Genomic DNA, 17,887 nt, shown 5'->3' on the forward strand with positions numbered 1-17,887 from the left:
GGATGAACCGCTGGGTGGCCCTCGCGCTGGCCCTGGGACTGGGCGTGGCCACGCCCGCCGTCGCGCAGCAGGAGTCCTCCCTCAAGGACGAGGTGAAGGCGCGCCTGGGCCAGGTGGAGCAGGGCCTGGACGACTGGGACGTGCCCGGCGCCAAACGCGAGCTGGCCGCGGTGGAGCAGCTCATCCCCTCGGACGTGGAGCCCTTGAAGTACTACCAGGGCCGCGTGGCCTTCGAGGAGGGCCGCTACGACGACGCGGTGGGGCTGCTGGAAGGCGCCAACATCGAGGACAAGCCGGGCAGCTACCTGCGGCTGGCCAAGGACACGCGCGACATCGTCAAGAGCCACGAGCGCGCGGAGAGCGAGCACTTCATCTTCTTCTACCCGAAGGGCAAGGAAGCGGTGCTGGTGCCCTACGCGCTGGAGACGCTGGAGGCCATCCACCGCGCCATGGCGGAGGACCTGGGCTGGACGCCGCCGGGCGGGAAGATTCGCGTCGAGGTGGTGAACAACGCGCGTGAGCTGTCCAAGGTGAGCACGCTCACCGAGAAGCAGATTCGCACCACCGGCACCATCGCCATCTGCAAGTTCAACAAGCTGATGGTGACCAGCCCCAAGGCCGTGGCGCAGGGCTACGACTGGCAGGACACGCTGGCGCACGAGTACATCCACCTCGTCGTCAGCCAGATGAGCCGCAACACGGTGCCCATCTGGCTGCACGAGGGCATGGCCAAGTTCCTGGAGTCGCGCTGGCGCGGCAAGGCGGGCCTGGCGATGACGCCGTCCACGCAGGCCCTGCTGGGCAAGCGCGTGAAGGCGGACACGCTCATCCCGTTCGAGAAGATGCACCCGTCCATCGCGCTGTTGCCCACGGCGGAGGACGCGGCCACCGCCTTCGCGGAGGTGTTCTACGCCATCGACTACGTGCACCAGACGAAGGGCGCGGCGGGGCTGCGCGCCGTGGTGCGCGAGCTGAAGGCCGGGCAGACGGACCGGAAGGCGGTGGAGGCGGCCATGGGCATGCCCTTCGCCCTGTTCGAGAAGTCGTGGCTTTCGCACATCAAGAAGCAGCCCTTCCCCTCGGAGCTGGTGCCGCGCGACGACCGCGTCGTGTTGAAAGAGGACGCCAAGAACAAGGGCAAGGAGGACGGCGAGAAGAAGGGCCGTGAAATCTCCTTCGGCGACTTCAACGAGGTGGCGGAGGTGCCCGCGCGCAAGTTCGCGCACCTGGGGGAGCTCTTGCGCGAGCGCAACCGCGTGAAGGCCGCCGCCGAGGAGTACGCCAAGGCGCACAAGCTGGTGGGCGACAAGTACGAGTCCGTCTCCAACAAGTACGCGCTGGCGCTCCTGGAGCTCAAGCGGCTGGACGAGGCGGAGTCCGTGCTGCGCGGCAGCCTGCGCGTGCACCCGGGCTCGCCCGCCACCAACGTGCACCTGGGCCGCATCCTCCTGCACCGCAAGGACTACCCGAAGTCGAAGACGGCCTACCTGGAGGCGCTCGCGTCGGACCCGTTCGACCCCGAAATCCACGTGGCGCTGACGCGCATCCACGGCGCGCTCGGCGAGACGGCGCTGGCGTCCCGCGCGAAGACGGCGACAGCCGTGCTCACCGGCCTGGAGCCCGCCGAGGTCGACAAGCTGGCCCAGCAGTTCCTGCGGGAGGAAGGCGAGCTGTCGGAGACCAACGTCCCCGCCACGGGCGGCGCTCCGGCCAGACCCGCCGCGCCCGCGCCCTCCACGGCGGGGCCGACGGACGCGGGGCGCTGAAGACGCCGCGCGGCCCAGGGCGGCTCGAGTCCGACAGCGAGCCGCCAGCCAAGGCCCTGCCCGCCGTTGAAGGCCGGCGCTCCTCGTGTCCAGGTTCAGCCGGGGAGGCGTCGTCATGGACATCCGGCCGCTCGTCTCGCTGTCCGCCCGGCTGATGGAGGCCGCGGGCGTCGGCGCCATGGTGCTGGGCGCCCTGCTCGCGCTCGTCATGCTGCTTCTGCGGCGACGGGAGCTGCGGGCCGGTGAGGCCTATCGCCACTTCCGACTGAACCTGGGCCGCGCCATCCTGCTCGGCCTCGAGTTCCTCGTCGCCGCCGACATCCTGCGCACCGTGAGCGACGAGCCCACCCTGCGGGATGTCCTGGTGCTGGGCCTCATCGTCCTCGTCCGGACCTTCCTCAGCTTCACCCTGACGGTGGAGCTCGAGGGCCGCTGGCCGTGGCAGCCCGAGCGCGAGCACTCCGTGCCTCCGCGCTGACGCACACGCAGCCCCGAGACGTCGCGAGCCCAACACCCGTCACGGGCGCCACCGTTGACTGCCTGACCTGTCTCCACGGCGTTCGTGTGCTGCCACACGAATGGCGCGACGCCCACGTGCCTTCCCCCAGACGTCTGTCTCAACGTGCGTGTCCGCAGTGCGGCACTGATTGGTTTTCAACGCTGAAAGGACCCACACCCCATGAAGCGAACCCTGCAAGGAGTTGTCCTCGCGGTCTCCCTGGTCACCGGCGGCGTCTCACTGGCACAGGGCACACCGTCTCCCGCGATGAAGCCCGCCACTCCGCAGAAGGGCATGGCCGAGTATCGCGGCTTCATGGCCCCCACGGACGAGAAGGCGCTGCTGGAGCGGCTGCACTACGCCAACCAGCAGGAAATCCAGCTCGGCCAGCTCGCCCAGAAGAACTCGCAGAACCCCGAAGTGCGTGCCTTTGGCGAGATGATGGTGAAGGACCACACCGCCATGGACCAGAAGCTCACCGACTATGCGAAGACCCAGGGCATGAAGCTCGCGGAGATGCCCAAGCCCCTGAACGACGTGGAGAAGAAGGTCATGGCGGCGGACAAGGCCGCGATGGAGGAGCTCCAGGTGCTCCAGGGCCCTCCCTTCGACTCGTGTTACATGGCCGGCCAGGTGGCGGACCATGACGCGGTGCTGGGCAAGGTGCTCGCCGCCAAGCAGGGCATGCCCTCCGCCAGCCCCGAGCTGACCGCCATGTTCCAGGAGCTCACCCAGAAGGTGCCCGCCCACCGTGAGCAGGCCTGGCAGATTCTGGGCAAGCTGGACGACACCATGGGCGTCGGAGGCTCCGGAGCGACGCCCTCCGGAACGCCGGGCACCCCGGCGCACCAGGGCCACGGGGACATGGGCACGAAGAAGAACTAGCCGGGCCCTCCCACCACGTGTGGAGGACGCTTCACCTCCACACGTGGCGAACCGCCGGAGGCAACACGTCCAGGCTATTCCAGGAAGAGACCGGGTGCGCTAGGACACCGCCCCATGTCCATCCGAACCATCGCAGTGACGACCCTCCTGGCGCTCAGCGCGGTGCTCACCGGCTGCTCCAGCAACGCCGACACCATCTGTGACCATCGCAAGGAGTGCTTCGACTCCAACCTCGACACAGGGAAGTGCGCGGACACCATCAACGACTGGGTGGATGACCGCGACACCGACGACCGGAAGGACGCCGTGGCGGAGTGTGCCGACTGCGCCGCCGACAAGAGCTGCTCCGAGTACCTGGAGCACTGCATCGACGAGTGCTTCGTCATTCCCTGAAGAGAAACAGCCGGGGCCCGCTCGCGTGACGAGGGGCCCCGGGGTGTCACCTGTCTAGTTGCGCGTCCACTGGTCCAGCCAGGCCAGCACCTCGTCGTGCCACTGGATGCTGTTGGCGGGGCGCAGGACCCAGTGGTTCTCCTCCGGGAAGTACAGCAGCTTGGAGGGGATGCCCTTTCGCTGGAGCGCGGTGAAGGTGCCCAGGCCCTGCGTCTCCACGACGCGGAAGTCCTGGCCGCCGTGCACCACCATCATCGGCGTCTTCCACTTCGCCACGTGGTTGATGGGGCTGTGCTTGCCATAGCCGTCCGGGTTCTCCCACGGCGTGCCCTTGTGCTCCCACTCCGGGAACCACAGCTCCTCGGTGTCGAAGTAGCCCATGCGCTCGTCGAGGATGCCGTCGTGGTTGACGAGGCACTTGAAGCCGTCCGGCCAGTTGCCGGCAATCCAGTTGATCATGTACCCGCCGTAGCTCGCGCCCAGCGCGCACTTCTTCTCCTTGGAGATGAAGGGGTAGCGCTGCAGCGCGGCGGCCAGGCCCTTCTGCAAGTCCTCCAGCGGCTTGCCGCCCCAGTCGTCGGTGATGGAGTCGGTGAAGGCCTGTCCGTAGCCGGTGGAGCCGTGGAAGTCGACCATGACGGCCACGTAGCCGCGGCCCGCGTAGACCTGGGGGTTCCACCGGTAATGGAAGTGATTGCCGAAGGAGCCCTGCGGTCCGCCGTGGATGAGGAAGGCCAGCGGGTACTGGCGCTTCGGGTCGAAGTCCACCGGCTTCACCACGTAGGCGCGCACCGTCTCGTTGTTCCAGCCGGGGAACTCGAACTGCTCGAAGCCGCCGAAGCGGATGCGCGCGAGCGCGTCCTGGTTCACCTGGGTGATTTGCTTGGAGGTGCCGTCCGCGTTCAGGACGTGCAGGTCCGCGGGCGAGTCCAGGTCGTCATGCACGTAGACCAGGGTGCCGCCGGCGGCGGGCTGGGGCGAGTCGTCGGTGCCGTCCTTGGTGAGCTGCCGCGCCTTGCCGCTGGCGACGTCGAGCGCGAACAGGGGCACCTGGCCGATGTGGCCCGCGGCCGTGTACAGCGTCTTGCTGTCCGGGCTCCACGCGAGCGAGCCGGAGGAGCGGTCCCAGTCCTCGGCGAGCACGCGCTCCTGGCCACCCGGCCACGTGCGCAGGATGACGCGGTAGCGGTCCGCCTCGAAGCCCGGGCGGGCCATGGCCAGGTACGCGAGCGTCTTGCCGTCGGGGCTGAAGACGGGGCTGGTGTCCGTCGCGCGGTTCTTGTCGGTGAGCTTGCGCGGCTTGGACTTGCCGTCGATGGGGGCCACGAAGAGGTCCATGTCCGTGGACCAGGACTCGGTGCGGCCCACGTCGCGCGCGGTGAAGACGACGCTCTTGCCGTCGGGGGTGAAGGTGTACTCCTCCGGGCCGCCGAAGGGCTTGGAGGGGCTGTCCGCGTCCATGCCCTTCATCACGTCCACGGGCGTGCCGCCGGCCACGGGGACGACGAACACGTGGGAGCGCTTGCCGTCCTTCCACGTGTCCCAGTGGCGGGCGAAGAGCTTGTCGTAGGTGCGGCCGGTGGCCTTGCGCTTGGAGCGCTCCGTCTCGCGCTGGGTGTTGCACTCCAGGCCGGAAACGCAGTCGGGGAACACGTCCATGGAGATGGCCAGGCGCGCGCCGTCCGGGGACAGGCGGAAGGAGCCCACGTCCAGGGGGAGCTTCGTCACCGGGAGGGGCTCGCCGCCGTCGACGGGCAGGCGCCACACCTGCGAGGAGCCGCCGCGCGAGGAGAGGAAGAAGAGGCTCTTGCCGTCCGGGGCCCAGGTGGGGTCGGAGTCCGAGTCGGGGTGAGAGGTGAGCTGGCGCGCGCCGCTCCCGTCCAGGTTGACGAGCCACAAGTCATTGCGGCCCTTGTTGGCCTCCAGGTCGGTGGTGCGCAGGACGTAGGCGACCTGTTTTCCGTCCGGCGAGACGCGCGGGTTGCTCAGCCGGCGCATCGAAATCATGTCGTGGTGGGTGAACGGTTGGGGCCGGGCGGGCGCCGGAGAGGCGGCGATGGCCAGGGCCGCGACAAGCGACAGCGACAAGGTGTCCTCCTGGGGTGGACCCAGGCGCTGGCCTCCAGGCGAGCGCTCGGGTTGGGGGCATTCGGGGGTGGACCGTGCCCGCTCCTCTGGACGCTGTCCACCCTGGGGCGTCGGAACATGCGAGCGGCGGCTGTATGCCCGGAGCGGAGGACTTTCACTCGCGGAGTCCTCGCGGGGAGACGGAAGCCATGACGTGACGCGCCACTCCGGTTAGTGAGAGGGGCATGAGCGAGCCCGTCACCGTCCGCGTCTGGTCCGACTTCGTCTGTCCCTGGTGTTACGTCGGTCTGCAGGAAGTCAAAAAGCTGAGCCGGGAGTACGACATCCAGGTGGACTGGCGTCCGTTCTTCCTGCGTCCGGAGACGCCGCCGGAGGGGCTGCCGTTGCCCGCGCACATCCGCGAGAAGATGAAGGACCCCAACAACCCGTTGAAGGTGCGCGCGGCACAGGAGGGCCTGACGATGGTGGACCGGGAGGTCATCCCGTCCACGCGGCGGGCGCACCAGGCGACCGAGTACGCGCGAACCCAGGGCAAGTTGGAGCCGTACCACGCGGCGCTGCTGCGTCGTTACTGGAGCGAGGGACAGGACCTCTGGGCGTGGGAGACGCTGCGCGGCGCGGCGACGGAAGTAGGGCTGGAGCCGGACGCGCTTCAGAAGGCGGTGGAGGGCGGGCACTTCGAGAAGGTGGTGGACGACGCGGTGACGGAGGCGCGGGAGATGGGCGTCAGCGCGGTGCCGACGTTCGTGGTGGGAGACCGCTTCGGCATCCAGGGCGCTCAGGACATCGCCGTGTTCCGTCAGGCGATGGAGCGACTGGGCGCGAAGCCCCGCTCGGCGACGTGAGCGCGAGAAGGCTCACGCCGCTGTCTCATCACGCTGAAGGTTGGCCGCGCGGTGGAGGCGCGTGCGGCGACCTCGGCGCGGCTCAGAGTCCCTGGAGGAGCACGAGCATCCGGGGCAGTGAATCCGGCCCCGCGCCGCCCGAGAGTCCCTGGGCAAGCGCGTGCAACTCTGAAGATTGTTCAAGGTGCTTCGCGCTGAGCTGGAAGCACTCCACCGCCGCCGCGTCGAGCTGAGCGCGAGCCTCCTCCGTGGGCTGGAGGTCTTCGCGCTCGCACAGCGCCACCACCGTCGGATGGCCGAACAGCGCCCAGCGCAGCACCGCCGCGCGCAGCACCAGCTTGAAGACATAGTCGAGCACCGATGGCGCATCAGTGAATGGATGGCGCAGCCAGTGGTTCATCGCGTGGTGCCGGAAGTACTGCTCCACGCGCTCGCCCAGCACCGGCTCCAACCGAGCCCTGCGCGCGCCATAGCGAGCCCAGACCTCCTCAGGCGAAGCCTGCGGACCACCGTGGGACGCCAGCACCGCGCGAGCCCACCCCGCGAACCGCTCACTCCCGACCGCACCCAGACGTGCCCGCAGCACCGTCCCGCAGATACCCGCCCATGGACCTCCAGGCAGTGACACTCCGGAGACCGCCACATGCAGCGCGGCCAGCGTCTCCGGCACCTCGAACATGGCGAGTGTCTGGGTCAGCAGCGTCGCCGCGCCCTCCTCCCGGAACATCTCGGTGCCCCGGAAGTAGAAGGGCCCCAGCCGCCGCGCCAGCTCCCCCAACATGAACAGCCGCGAGGCGAACGGAAACTCGCGCCGCTCCAGGATGCTGAGCGCCACATCACGCACCCGCTCGGCGTGCACCATCCACGCGTCCTCGCCCTCCAGCGCGCGTGCGACCTCCGGCCGAGCCACGATTGAGGCGTCCACCGGCACCTGCTCCAGCGCATCCTCCGCGAGCAGGCACAGGCGCACCACCTCCGGACAACCGAACGAGCCCGTCACCTCCAGCCGCCCTCCCCTTCGCGTGGCGACTCTCGGAAACATCGCGCACGCATCCGGCAACGCGACCTCTCCATACTTCCGATGCAGCGAGCACAGCTTGCGCTCATCGAGGAACGAGCAGTTCCCATCCTCGCGCTTGGTGACATACGCGGCCTCGGCGCCCGTGCCGCTGCCCGGGTCCGGCACCACGAGCCCCTCCACGAGCGCCGCATCGGGGCCACCGGCCACCAGGCCACGAAGGATGCCCCAGCGCGCCTCACTCACCGGCACGACGAGCCCCGCGCAGCAGGTGTCCTCGCACGTCTCCGCGAGGCACTGGAAGCGCGTCAGGTACCGAGGCGCGGAGACAGACGACATGGGGCTCCCGAGGTCACGCGTCGTCCGAGCCACCGTGAAGCGGGGTGGGGTTCCCCTTCGGAGGCGAGCCGGCGGAGAAGGCCTGCCGATCCAACTCCGCGAACAGCCGCACCACACAGGGGTCGCAGATGGCGGCACCAGCACTGCCCTGTTGCAGGTGGCCCGCTTGAGGCTCGGCGGTGCCACAGAAGGAGCAGCGCCGCCGGGGAGGAATGTGCTGGCTCACGACGTACCGTCCTTTCATCCCTCGGCGTGCCCGCTACTTGCGGCCCAGCGCTTTCTTCACGAAGCCCCAGAACCCACCCGCGCGCTCCTTCAGGTCCGCGCCACGGCGCTCCTCGGCGGCCTTCACCGACTCCTTGCTCACCTGGAGCTGCTTCTGGAGCTCCTCGGGTGAGTAACGCGTGGCCAGCGTGGCCTTCACTTCCTTGCGCGTGGAGTACTCGCGCGCCTCGACGTGCAGCACGCACTCCGAATCGAGCTTGATGGTGACGGCCACGCGCACCGAGCCCTTCGGTCCCCGAGGCAGTCCCTCGATGCGCACCGTGCCCAGGTACTCGTTGGCGGAGATGTGATTGTCCTCGCCCTGGAAGATGGACAGCTCGAGGGACTCCTCGTTGTCCTTCGTCGTGTTGAGGGCGAACGAGCGCTGGGCGGGCAGCGGGCTGTTGCGCTCGATGACGCGCTTGAAGGCGCCACCGGGCATCGCCACGCCCACCGTCATCGGCAGCACGTCGATGAGCACCACGCTGCTCACCTTGTCCACCGAGCCCGAGTAGAGCGCCGCGCCCAGGGCGACGGCCTCGTCCGCGTTGACGCTCGCCTGCGGGCCCTTGCCGAACAGGCCCTTGAGCTTCTCGCGCACCAGGGGCATGCGACTCATGCCGCCCACGAGGATGATGTCGTCCACCTCGCTGGCCTTCAGCTTCGCGTCCAGCAGCACGTCACGCACCACGTCCACGGTGCGGCTGAGCAGCGGGTCGCAAATCTTTTCCAGCTCCTGCCGCGTCATCACGACGCGCAAGTCCCTGGGGCGCCCGTCGTTGTCCATCATCAGCATCGGGATGTGGACCTCGAAGGTGGCGCGCTCGGAGAGGGCCATCTTCGCGCGCTCGGCGGCGTCGCTGACGCGCGACAGGGCGATGCCGTCGCCGTTGAAGGCCATGCCCTCCTTCTCCTGGAAGCGCTGGAGGAGGAAGTCGACGATGAGGTTGTCGAAGTCGATACCACCCAGGAAGATGTCGCCGCCGGTGCCGAGCACCTCGAAGACGTTCTTCTCGATTTTGAGGATGGTGGCGTCGAAGGTACCGCCGCCCAAATCGTAGACGAGGACCTTCTTGTTCAGCTCGCGGTTGAGGCCGTACGCGAGCGCCGCCGAGGTGGGCTCGTTGAGGATGCGCTCCACCTTGAGGCCCGCGAGGATGCCGGACTTGCGCACGGCTTCACGCTGCGGCTCGGAGTAGTACGCGGGCACCGTCACCACCGCGCGCTCCACCTTCTGGTTGAGGTGGGCCTCCGCCATCTCCTTGCACTCGCGGAGGATGATGGCCTGCACCTCTTCCAGCGACAGCACGCTGTCCGCCAGTCGCACGGCGGCGCGGCCGGCGGCGTCGGGGACGATTTCGTAGTGGAAGCGCTCGCGGACCTGGTTCACCACGGCGCTGTCGTAGGGACGACCCACCAGTCGCTTCGCGCCGTAGATGGTGTGCTGCGGGCGCAACACGAGCTGGTTCTTCGCGCGGTGGCTGACGAGCAGCTTGTTCTGCGCGTTGAGCGAGATGACCGACGGAATCGTGTTGTAGCCCTCGCGCGAGCGAAGGACCGTGGGACGTCCGTTGGACAGCAGCGCCACGCACGAGTTCGTGGTGCCCAGGTCGATGCCGATGACCGGCCCCGTGCCCACGATTTGCGCGGGCGGCGGCGGAAGGAAGACCGTCTTCGGAAGGCCCCGCTCATCGAGCGGAGGCGCGGCGAGCGGCGTCGCGGGCTTCGCGGCCGTCGGGGAGAGCAGCGTGGGAGTCCCCACCGGCTCGGGAGGCTTGGGGGCCTCGCGGCGCACGTTGGGCAGCGCCTGCGCCGGAGGAGGCGCTGCCACGGGAGCCGGAGGAGGCTGGAACGCGGGCGGCGCGGGTGGAGGCTGGAACGCGGCGGGCGGCGGTGGCGGCCGGGCCGCGGGAGGCGCCGGCGCGGGCACCCGAGGCGCGGCGACGCCCGGAGAGGGGCTCGCGCTCACCTCCGACAGGTCCAGGTCGAACTCGAAGCTGCCACCGGCCGGTCGACTCGCGGACGGCGGAGGCGGCGGCGAGGTCCGCGTCGGAGGCGGCGCAGAAGGAGGCATCTCCTCCACGGCCTCGCTGAAATCCAGGTCGAACTCGAGGCTTCCACCGCTCGGCTTGGATGCTGCGGGAGGAGGCGGGGGCGCGGACGGACGCGCGGGCGCGGCGGGGCGCGCGGGAGGTGCCTCCTCCACGGCCTCGCTGAAATCCAAATCGAAATCGAAGGTCCCCCCGCTCGGCCTGGCGGCAGCGGGAGGCGGCGGCGCGACGGGACGCGCGGGCGAGGAAGGGCGCGCAGGCGGCGCGGGAGGTGCCTCCTCCACGGCCTCGCTGAAATCCAGGTCGAACTCGAACGCTCCCCCACTCGGCCGCGCGGCAGCGGCGGGAGGCGGCGGCGCGGCGGTGCGCACGGGCGCGGTGACGGGGCGCACGGGGGGCGTGGGAGGGGACTCCTCCATCGCCTCGCTGAGGTCCAGGTCGAACTCCAGCGGTCCGCTGGCGCGCGCCGGCGCGGCGCGGGGAGCAGGAGGAGGCGCCAGGGCCTCCTCGGACATATCCATGTCGAACTCGAGCGGTCCGCTGGAGCCCGCGGACGAGTCATCTTCCACCGTGATGCCGACCTCGATGGGAGGCGCTTCGTCGAGGCTCACGGGCTCATCGAGCACCTCGCCCAGCGCCAGGGGCGCGTCCGCGAGTCCCGTCTCCATCTCGAAGTCGAACCCAGGCAGCGGCTCGTCACCGGGGAGCGAGGCGGGCGGCGGCGTGCTCGCGATGAGCTCGTCGAGCGGGATGTCCACGTCGCTCTCCGCCGAGGCAGGGGGCGGCGAGAAGTCGAAGGACTCATCCGCCAGGGACGGCGGAGAGAAATCAAAGGGCTCATCGAGCGCGGGAGCGGGCGGCGCCTCGATGTCATCGAAGAGCGAGTCGAGCGCCATGCCTTCCACCGGACGCGGCGCGGGCTTCGCGGCGGGCGGGGGTGCGGGCCGGGCCTGCACGGGCGGCACGGCGGGCATCAGCGGCGCGATGGCGGGAGCCAGCGGCGCGACGGAGGGGGCGATGGCGGGCAGCGGCGAGACGACGGCGACGGGGGCCTCCGGCTTGCGCTGGAGGAGCATCATGTCGACGAGGGCGCGGCTGGCTGGGTCCAGCTCATGGAACTGAAGGCCCATGCCGGGAGGGCCCGAGGGGTCTCCCACTTCGCGAATCCAGCGGACATCGGCGGTGCCGTGCAGCACGCGCACGCCACCGGCGATCTGCACCTCGAATTTGACGGGTGTCCCCACGGGCTGGGGCGTGCGCGAGCGGATGAACATCCCGCCCGGGCTCAGGTTGGTGGCGAACTCCTCCGCGAAGCTCCCCACGCTCTCATGCTTGAGCTTCACCAACAGACCGACTGCCTTCCGGTCCGTGGTGCGCCTGCCTTGATCCATAACGCACCACCATCGCGGTACGCAGCGCCCGGCTCAAGAGGGTTTTGGGCCCTTGGTCGGTCGACCGGCGAATGGAGGACGAGAGGTGGGCCTGCGGCCTACCTGCACCTTCCTGTATCTTGTGGGGCCTCCGAGGAGAGCCTCATGAGCACCCTGCCTCTCACCGCCTCCGAGGCGCCACGTCCTGGCTGGCTGGTCGACCGTCGCCATGACCTGCTTTCCACGGTGGGCGGCGCCTGCGCGAGCCTCGCTCTAGTCGGGCTTCACGTCTGGGGAGGCGTGAGCAGCCTGGCGTTGTGGTGGGCGTGGGTGTTGGTGCTGGACGGGCCGCACCTGTTCGCGACGGTGTCGCGCACGTACCTGGACGCGAGGGAGTGGAAGACGCGGCGAGGGCTCCTGCTGGGGAGCCTGGGGTGGTTCGCGTTGGGCCCGCTGTGCTTCGCGGTGTCGGCGGTGGTGGGCAGCAAGCTGCCCTTCGTGTTGTTCCTCACCTTCGCCGCGCTGTGGGCGTACTGGCACGTGGTGAGGCAGCACTACGGGCTGATGTCGCTGTACCAGCGCAAGGGAGGCGAGACGTCGCTGGTGGACCGGAGGCTCGACAGCGTGACGTTGTACGTGGGGTTGCTCGCGCCCTTCGTCGCGTTCGCGGTGACGCATCCGGGGGCGCGCAGGCAGTTGGGGCTGACGGGGACGCCGACGTGGGAGCCCGTCGTCGCGGCGGCGTGCTTCGCACTGGTGCTCGCGGTGGTGGTGCTGAGCGCGGGGCGGCAGGTGTGGCGGTGGAGGACGGGCCAGCGGGTGAACGGGCCCAAGCTGTTGATGATGGCCGCGGCGGTGGGCTTGTCGGCGGTGGTGTTCTGGCCGTCGGTGTCAGCGCGGATGGACTTCATCATGTTCGCCGTGGCGGTGACGGCGTTCCACAACGTGCAGTACCACGGCGTGGTCTGGTTCTATCACCGCAATCGCTATCACTCGCCGGGCGTGGATGCGGCGGCGTTCGGCTGGGCGCCGAAGGTGAGTCAGCGCTTCCTCATCTACGCGGTGTGCGGCGTGGTCTTCACGCTGGTGTACCGGGGCGTGGGGTGTGGCTTCGGCGCGCATCCGGGCTGTGGAGGGTTCGACGCGAAGCTCGCGCTGGGCGCGGGCCTGACGCTGAAGGACTTCATGGCGGGCTTCATCTGGGGCTTCGCGCTGCACCACTACTACCTGGACCAGAAAATCTGGCGGGTGAGTCGGGACAAGGGACTGCACCAGGATTTGAAGCTGGGGACCGGGCCCCTCAGCAGCGGGCCTGCAAGGCATTAGCGAGACAGCCAGCCCGGAGAATGGCGGCGCGGGTATCCCTGGCAATCAGTCTCGGGTTAGAAGGCCTCCGCCTCTCGTTCTCTCCGGCGCGCGAACACATCCGGGGTTATCTCAGACACCCCGAAGGACACGTCTGACTCAGGCCGCATCCGGCAGGGTTTCCGCCCCGTCAAAACAGCCATGACCCGAGAGAGGCCGGGTCTGGGCTGGCCCTCAGGAGCCGTGCCTTGAAAAGTCCATGTCCCGAAGCGTCACGAGTCCGCGTGCTGAGCGCGGTCCTCGTCATCCTGGCGTCCGTGAGCTGCGGGGAAGAGCCAGAGCCCATCCCCGAACCCTCCCAGGAGATCCTCGACACGAAGCGACAAGAGCTGTCTGCCGTACGAGTGCCGCGCAAGGTGGCCGCGGGCGCCTATCACTCGCTCTTCCTGGAGAAGGACGGAACGGTCTGGTCCTGGGGGCAGAACACCTTCGGCCAACTGGGCACGGGCAGCGTCAGCCCTACGACCCAGCCTCAACCCGGCAAGGTGTATGGGCTTCTCGCCATCAAGACCATCGCCGCCGGCGCATACCACTCTCTGGCACTCGGCGTGGATGGGCGTGTCTGGGCATGGGGTCAGAATGCCTCGGGTCAGGCGGGTCTCGGGAGCACGGGAGGGACGGTGTTGGTGCCCACCCAAGTGCCCGGGCTGTCCAACATCCAGGCCATCGCGGCCAACGGCAGCTTCTCCCTGGCCTTGTCGTTGGACGGACAGGTGTTCGCCTGGGGACAGAACACCTCGGGACAGTTGGGCACGGGCTCCACCAGCGCATCGGTGTCCTCTCCTGTCCAGGTGACGCGACTGCCGACCATCCGCGCCATCGCGGCGGGCGTGAATCACACCCTCGCGCTGGATGCGGATGGGCAGCTCTGGGCCTGGGGCTTCAACAACGCAGGACAGGTGGGCACGGGAAGCACGTCTCCCTCGATGGTGCTGACGCCCACGCGGGTGATGGGCGTGCCGCGCGCCAAGGCGATTGCAGCGGGAGCGGGCCACTCGCTCATCATCGACGAGCAGTTCGGCAACGTCTGGGCCTGGGGCCAGAACACCTTCGGGCAGACGGGGACCGGCAGTGCCTCCTCCACGCCGGTGCTGTCGCCCTCGCCGGTGGGAGGCGTGTTCGCCGCCACGGCCATCGCGGCCGGACACAACATGGCCATCATCATCATGGGCAACGGACTGGTGAAGAGCTGGGGCCACAATGCCTCGGGGCAGCTCGGCAATGGCACGACGGTGACCAGCGCGTCGCCGGTGGACGTAACAGGACTCGGGGATGCCAGCTCCATCGCGGCGGGAGCCCAGCATGCGGTGGCGGTGCGGCCGGGATGTCCGGTGTGGGCCTGGGGCAACAACAGCCAGGGACAGCTCGGCACCAGCGCCAGCACATCAACCACCCCATCGACCACGCCTCTGTCCACGCTGCTCACCAACACGTTCTACTTCGACGGGGACATGGATGGCTTCGGCGACGAGTTCAGCCCCGAGACTGCGTGCACGCCCTCCCCCGGCTTCGTGGAGGAGCTCGACTGTGACGACCTGATGCCCACCACCTACCCGGGCGCGCCGGAGCAGTGCAACGGTGTGGATGACAGTTGCGACGGTCTGGTGGACGACGGCAACCCGAGTGGCGGAGAGAGCTGCGCCACGGGACAGCTCGGCGTGTGCTCGGCGGGCACCACGGCCTGCACGGGAGGAAGCGTGGTCTGCGCGCCGAACCAGGCGGCGTCCCCCGAGGCGTGCGACAGCCTGGACAACGACTGCGATGGCGAGTCGGACGAGGGAAACCCTGGCGGACTGGTGGCGTGCCAGACGGGGGCCCTGGGCGTCTGTGGGGAGGGGGTGAAGTACTGCACCCATGGCGCCCTCGAATGCGTGCAGAAGCAGGCGGCCTCTTCGGAGAGCTGCGATGGTCTGGACAACGACTGTGACGGCCAGTCGGACGAGGACCTCGTCTTCCAGACGTGGTACCGCGACCAGGACAGCGACAACTACGGCGTGACGTCCCAGTCGACGCAGGCGTGTGCCCGGCCCACGGGGCACGCACCGAACGCGGGTGACTGCGACGACGCCCAGCCGAGCCTGCACCCAGGCGCCACGGAAGTGTGCGACTCGGTGGACAACAACTGCGATGGGCAGGCAGACGAAGGTCTGGCCACGCAGGCGTGGTATCGCGACCAGGATGGAGACGGTTTCGGCTCCGCCGGACAGACCGTCCAGGGCTGTCGGCAGCCCGCTGGCCACGTGTCGAACGCGAGCGACTGCAACGACGGCGACGCAGCCATCAAGCCCGGCGGCAATGAAGTCTGCGACAGCGTGGACAACGACTGCGACTCCCAGGTCGACGAAGGTCTGATGAGCGCGTGGTACAGCGACGCCGATGGCGACGGTTACGGTGACGCGGCGCAATCGACCCATGCCTGTGCGCGTCCTGCAGGCTACGTGCAGAACGCCAGCGACTGCAACGACGGCAGCGCGAGCATCCGGCCGGGAGCCACAGAGACGTGCGACTCCGTGGACAACAACTGCAACGGCTCCACGGACGAGGGCCTCGCCACCCAGACGTGGTACCGCGACGCCGACGGCGACGGCTACGGCACGGCCTCAGCCACCACGCTGAAATGCGACCAGCCCGCGGGGCATGTGTCGAACGCCAGCGACTGCAGTGACGCCAGTGCCAGCATCAAGCCGGGAGCGACGGAGACGTGCGACTCCGTGGACAACAACTGCGATGGCTCCATCGACGAAGGCGTGACGTCGACGTTCTACCGGGACGCGGATGGTGACGGGTACGGCAACGCGGGCCTGCCCACCCACGCCTGCTCACGTCCGGCGGGCTACGTGACGGACACCACCGACTGCAACGACTCCAGCGCCAGCGTTCGCCCTGGCGCCTCGGAGGTCTGCGACTCGGTGGACAACAACTGCAACGGCACCACGGACGAGGGCGTGACGTCGACGTTCTATCGGGACGCGGATGGCGACGGTTACGGCAGCGCAAGCCAGCCGACCCACGCTTGCACGCAGCCCGGTGGATATGTGGCGAACGCCAGCGACTGCAACGACTCCAGCGCGAGCATTCGCCCCGGTGGCACGGAAATCTGTGACGGGGCCGACAACAACTGCAACGGCGCCACCGACGAGGGCGTGCAGTCCACCTTCTACCGTGACGCCGACGGCGACGGGTATGGCAACGCGGGCCTGCCCACCCAGGCGTGTGCGCGGCCCGGTGGCTATGTCTCGGACGCCACCGACTGCAACGATTCCAGCGCGAGCATCCGTCCTGGCGCATCCGAGGTCTGCGACGGGGCAGACAACAACTGCAATGGTCAGGCAGACGAAGGCGTGATGCCTACGTGGTACCGCGATGCCGATGGTGATGGGTACGGCAACGCAAGCCTGACCACATTCGCCTGCGCTCAGCCCGGCGGATATGCGTCGAACGCCAACGACTGTGACGACATCCGCTCCAACGTCTCCCCAGGCAGGGCGGAGAGCTGCGACGGACTGGACAACAATTGCAACGGTTCCACGGACGAAGGCGTGCTGCTCACCTTCTATCGGGACGCGGATGGCGACGGCTACGGAAACGCCACCATCCCAACCACAGCCTGCACCCAGCCCAGCGGCTATGTGGCGAATGGCGATGACTGCAGCGACTGGCTGTCGAGCTGGCATCCCGGGGCCACTGAACTCTGCGACTACGCTGACAACAATTGCAACGGAGAGGTGGATGAAGGCGCCTTACGCATGCTCTACCCGGATGGCGACCACGACGGCTACGGCTCCTCCAGCCATCCAGGCACGCTAGGCTGCTCCATCAAGTTCCACACCACGGCAACCGGGGACTGCCACGACGGAAATCCCCACATCAGCCCCGGCGCGACGGAGGTATGCGACGCCCTGGACAACGACTGCGACGGAGCCACGGATGAGGGCCTGGCTACCCAGACTTGGTACAGGGATGCGGATGGGGACGGCTTCGGCACCCCGTACATCACTCATCAATCCTGCGGGCAACCGTCTGGCTACGTCGGCGACGCATCGGACTGCGACGATTCAAATGGTAGCGTCTCCCCAGGCCATTGGGATGTCTGCTATGACATGGCCGACAACAACTGCGACGGCAGAGTTGACGAGGGATGCAGGGAATGCCCTTATATGCAGGTTTGCCCCGAACAAATCCCTGACTATTGACAGCAATCCGGGCACTCCCTTGAGCCACGCTGACGCATTCAGTGTGCCCTTGCCTCATTGACAGAATGAAGGGGCCGGCCAGTCCCGGCGGCCCCTTCGGCACGACCTGCCATTCATCTCTCAAGAATCGGGCACACACCTCACACCCATTCAATGCCTCACGGGAACCCTGTCCCCGGGTGCCGGCCAGTTGAATCCTCGCAGCGGCGGCCTAGCTTGGCTGCCCAAGCGGGGCTCGGAACGCCCGCGCTCACCCCCGGAGTTCCCATGTCGCGACGAACCAGTCTCTCTTTCCTGGCCATGCTCTCTGTCTTCACGTGTCTGTATGCGGGCGAGAGCTTCGCGCAGAATGCCCGCACTGGGACGGCGAACGACGGCACCTACATCACCGTCCCCTCGGGCACGGTGAACGATTGGGTCATCCACGTGTCCCCGCAGAGCATGGGATTCGAGGAGCCCGGCTCCGAGGGCGACAACGCACTCATCAAGATTGAGTGCTACGCGGTGCAGATCAACCAGTACACGTGGCAGGTCGTCACCCGGTACAAGTACCGCCCGTGGAGCGGCCGGGACGGTTACTGGAACAGCGGTTCCGCCAACTACCTCCTGGTTCGTAAATAGACGTCCACGCAAGCCCTAGGAGCTTGCATGAATGAAGGGGCCGGCCTGTCCCGCCGGCCCCTTAGAGCCTGTTGAAATGGAGCGCTACGCGAGGCGGCGCAGCATGAGGCCGGTCATCGCGATGTGGATGAAGGTTTCGGACGAGTGCTCGTGACGCTCGTAGTCGCGAGCCAGTCGCCGCTGGCGCGTC

General features: G+C 68.4%; 12 protein-coding genes and 1 pseudogene. 8 read left to right on the plus strand and 5 right to left on the minus strand.

Annotated elements, in window-relative coordinates; translation table 11 throughout:
- Positions 1–2: 2 nt before the first annotated feature.
- The 4 genes from LZ199_RS36775 (at position 3) to LZ199_RS36790 (ending at position 3,543) form a co-directional block, all read left to right on the plus strand.
- Complete coding sequence (locus LZ199_RS36775; protein ID WP_253998458.1) at positions 3–1,766, plus strand: peptidase MA family metallohydrolase; 1,764 nt, start codon at positions 3–5, stop codon at positions 1,764–1,766.
- A 115-nt stretch (positions 1,767–1,881) separates the two neighbouring features.
- A complete protein-coding gene (locus LZ199_RS36780) occupies positions 1,882–2,244 on the plus strand; it encodes a DUF1622 domain-containing protein (RefSeq protein WP_253998459.1) in 363 nt (120 codons plus the stop codon).
- A gap of 201 nt (positions 2,245–2,445) precedes the next feature.
- Positions 2,446–3,150, plus strand: coding sequence for a DUF4142 domain-containing protein (locus LZ199_RS36785; protein ID WP_253998460.1), 705 nt, complete (start codon positions 2,446–2,448; stop codon positions 3,148–3,150).
- A 114-nt stretch (positions 3,151–3,264) separates the two neighbouring features.
- Positions 3,265–3,543 (plus strand): hypothetical protein, encoded by a 279-nt coding sequence (locus LZ199_RS36790; protein ID WP_253998461.1) that lies wholly within the window; start codon positions 3,265–3,267, stop codon positions 3,541–3,543.
- A gap of 54 nt (positions 3,544–3,597) precedes the next feature.
- On the opposite strand, the gene LZ199_RS36795 is transcribed toward LZ199_RS36790, so the two are convergent.
- The gene (locus LZ199_RS36795; protein WP_253998462.1) at positions 3,598–5,631 is read right to left on the minus strand and encodes a S9 family peptidase; all 2,034 of its coding nucleotides are present in this window, start codon (positions 5,629–5,631) and stop codon (positions 3,598–3,600) included.
- 224 nt (positions 5,632–5,855) lie between these two features.
- Between LZ199_RS36795 and LZ199_RS36800 the strand changes: the two genes are divergently transcribed.
- A complete protein-coding gene (locus LZ199_RS36800) occupies positions 5,856–6,476 on the plus strand; it encodes a DsbA family oxidoreductase (protein WP_253998463.1) in 621 nt (206 codons plus the stop codon).
- Positions 6,477–6,558: 82 nt separating this feature from the next.
- On the opposite strand, the gene fliB is transcribed toward LZ199_RS36800, so the two are convergent.
- The 3 genes from fliB to LZ199_RS36815 are packed head-to-tail and all read right to left on the minus strand — an operon-like array spanning position 6,559 to position 11,539.
- Complete coding sequence (gene fliB / locus LZ199_RS36805; RefSeq protein WP_253998464.1) at positions 6,559–7,833, minus strand: flagellin lysine-N-methylase; 1,275 nt, start codon at positions 7,831–7,833, stop codon at positions 6,559–6,561.
- A gap of 13 nt (positions 7,834–7,846) precedes the next feature.
- Positions 7,847–8,059, minus strand: coding sequence for a ClpX C4-type zinc finger protein (locus LZ199_RS36810; RefSeq protein WP_253998465.1), 213 nt, complete (start codon positions 8,057–8,059; stop codon positions 7,847–7,849).
- Positions 8,060–8,092: 33 nt separating this feature from the next.
- Positions 8,093–11,539 (minus strand): TIGR02266 family protein, encoded by a 3,447-nt coding sequence (locus LZ199_RS36815; RefSeq protein ID WP_253998466.1) that lies wholly within the window; start codon positions 11,537–11,539, stop codon positions 8,093–8,095.
- A 144-nt stretch (positions 11,540–11,683) separates the two neighbouring features.
- Between LZ199_RS36815 and LZ199_RS36820 the strand changes: the two genes are divergently transcribed.
- From LZ199_RS36820 to LZ199_RS36830, 3 genes are all read left to right on the plus strand, one after another.
- Positions 11,684–12,844 carry a hypothetical protein gene (locus LZ199_RS36820; protein WP_253998467.1) on the plus strand — a complete coding sequence of 387 codons (1,161 nt, stop codon included), beginning with the start codon at positions 11,684–11,686 and terminating at the stop codon, positions 12,842–12,844.
- A 263-nt stretch (positions 12,845–13,107) separates the two neighbouring features.
- Positions 13,108–17,076 (plus strand): MopE-related protein, encoded by a 3,969-nt coding sequence (locus LZ199_RS36825; RefSeq protein ID WP_253998468.1) that lies wholly within the window; start codon positions 13,108–13,110, stop codon positions 17,074–17,076.
- A gap of 267 nt (positions 17,077–17,343) precedes the next feature.
- Positions 17,344–17,697 (plus strand): hypothetical protein, encoded by a 354-nt coding sequence (locus tag LZ199_RS36830; RefSeq protein WP_253998469.1) that lies wholly within the window; start codon positions 17,344–17,346, stop codon positions 17,695–17,697.
- An 84-nt stretch (positions 17,698–17,781) separates the two neighbouring features.
- Here LZ199_RS36830 and LZ199_RS36835 read toward each other — a convergent pair.
- Positions 17,782–17,887 (minus strand): annotated as a pseudogene (locus LZ199_RS36835) (IS5-like element ISRso1 family transposase); the annotation flags it as partial.

The organism is Myxococcus qinghaiensis (assembly GCF_024198215.1).
Classification (GTDB): domain Bacteria; phylum Myxococcota; class Myxococcia; order Myxococcales; family Myxococcaceae; genus Myxococcus; species Myxococcus qinghaiensis.

What these genes read in the sequence shown, in the direction of transcription:
- LZ199_RS36775 (WP_253998458.1), top strand. Translation starts at nt 3, where the DNA reads ATGAACCGCTGGGTGGCCCTCGCGCTGGCCCTGGGACTGGGCGTGGCC.
- LZ199_RS36780 (WP_253998459.1), top strand. Translation starts at nt 1,882, where the DNA reads ATGGACATCCGGCCGCTCGTCTCGCTGTCCGCCCGGCTGATGGAGGCC.
- LZ199_RS36785 (WP_253998460.1), top strand. Translation starts at nt 2,446, where the DNA reads ATGAAGCGAACCCTGCAAGGAGTTGTCCTCGCGGTCTCCCTGGTCACC.
- LZ199_RS36790 (WP_253998461.1), top strand. Translation starts at nt 3,265, where the DNA reads ATGTCCATCCGAACCATCGCAGTGACGACCCTCCTGGCGCTCAGCGCG.
- LZ199_RS36800 (WP_253998463.1), top strand. Translation starts at nt 5,856, where the DNA reads ATGAGCGAGCCCGTCACCGTCCGCGTCTGGTCCGACTTCGTCTGTCCC.
- fliB (WP_253998464.1), bottom strand. Translation starts at nt 7,833, where the DNA reads ATGTCGTCTGTCTCCGCGCCTCGGTACCTGACGCGCTTCCAGTGCCTC.
- LZ199_RS36815 (WP_253998466.1), bottom strand. Translation starts at nt 11,539, where the DNA reads ATGGATCAAGGCAGGCGCACCACGGACCGGAAGGCAGTCGGTCTGTTG.
- LZ199_RS36820 (WP_253998467.1), top strand. Translation starts at nt 11,684, where the DNA reads ATGAGCACCCTGCCTCTCACCGCCTCCGAGGCGCCACGTCCTGGCTGG.
- LZ199_RS36830 (WP_253998469.1), top strand. Translation starts at nt 17,344, where the DNA reads ATGTCGCGACGAACCAGTCTCTCTTTCCTGGCCATGCTCTCTGTCTTC.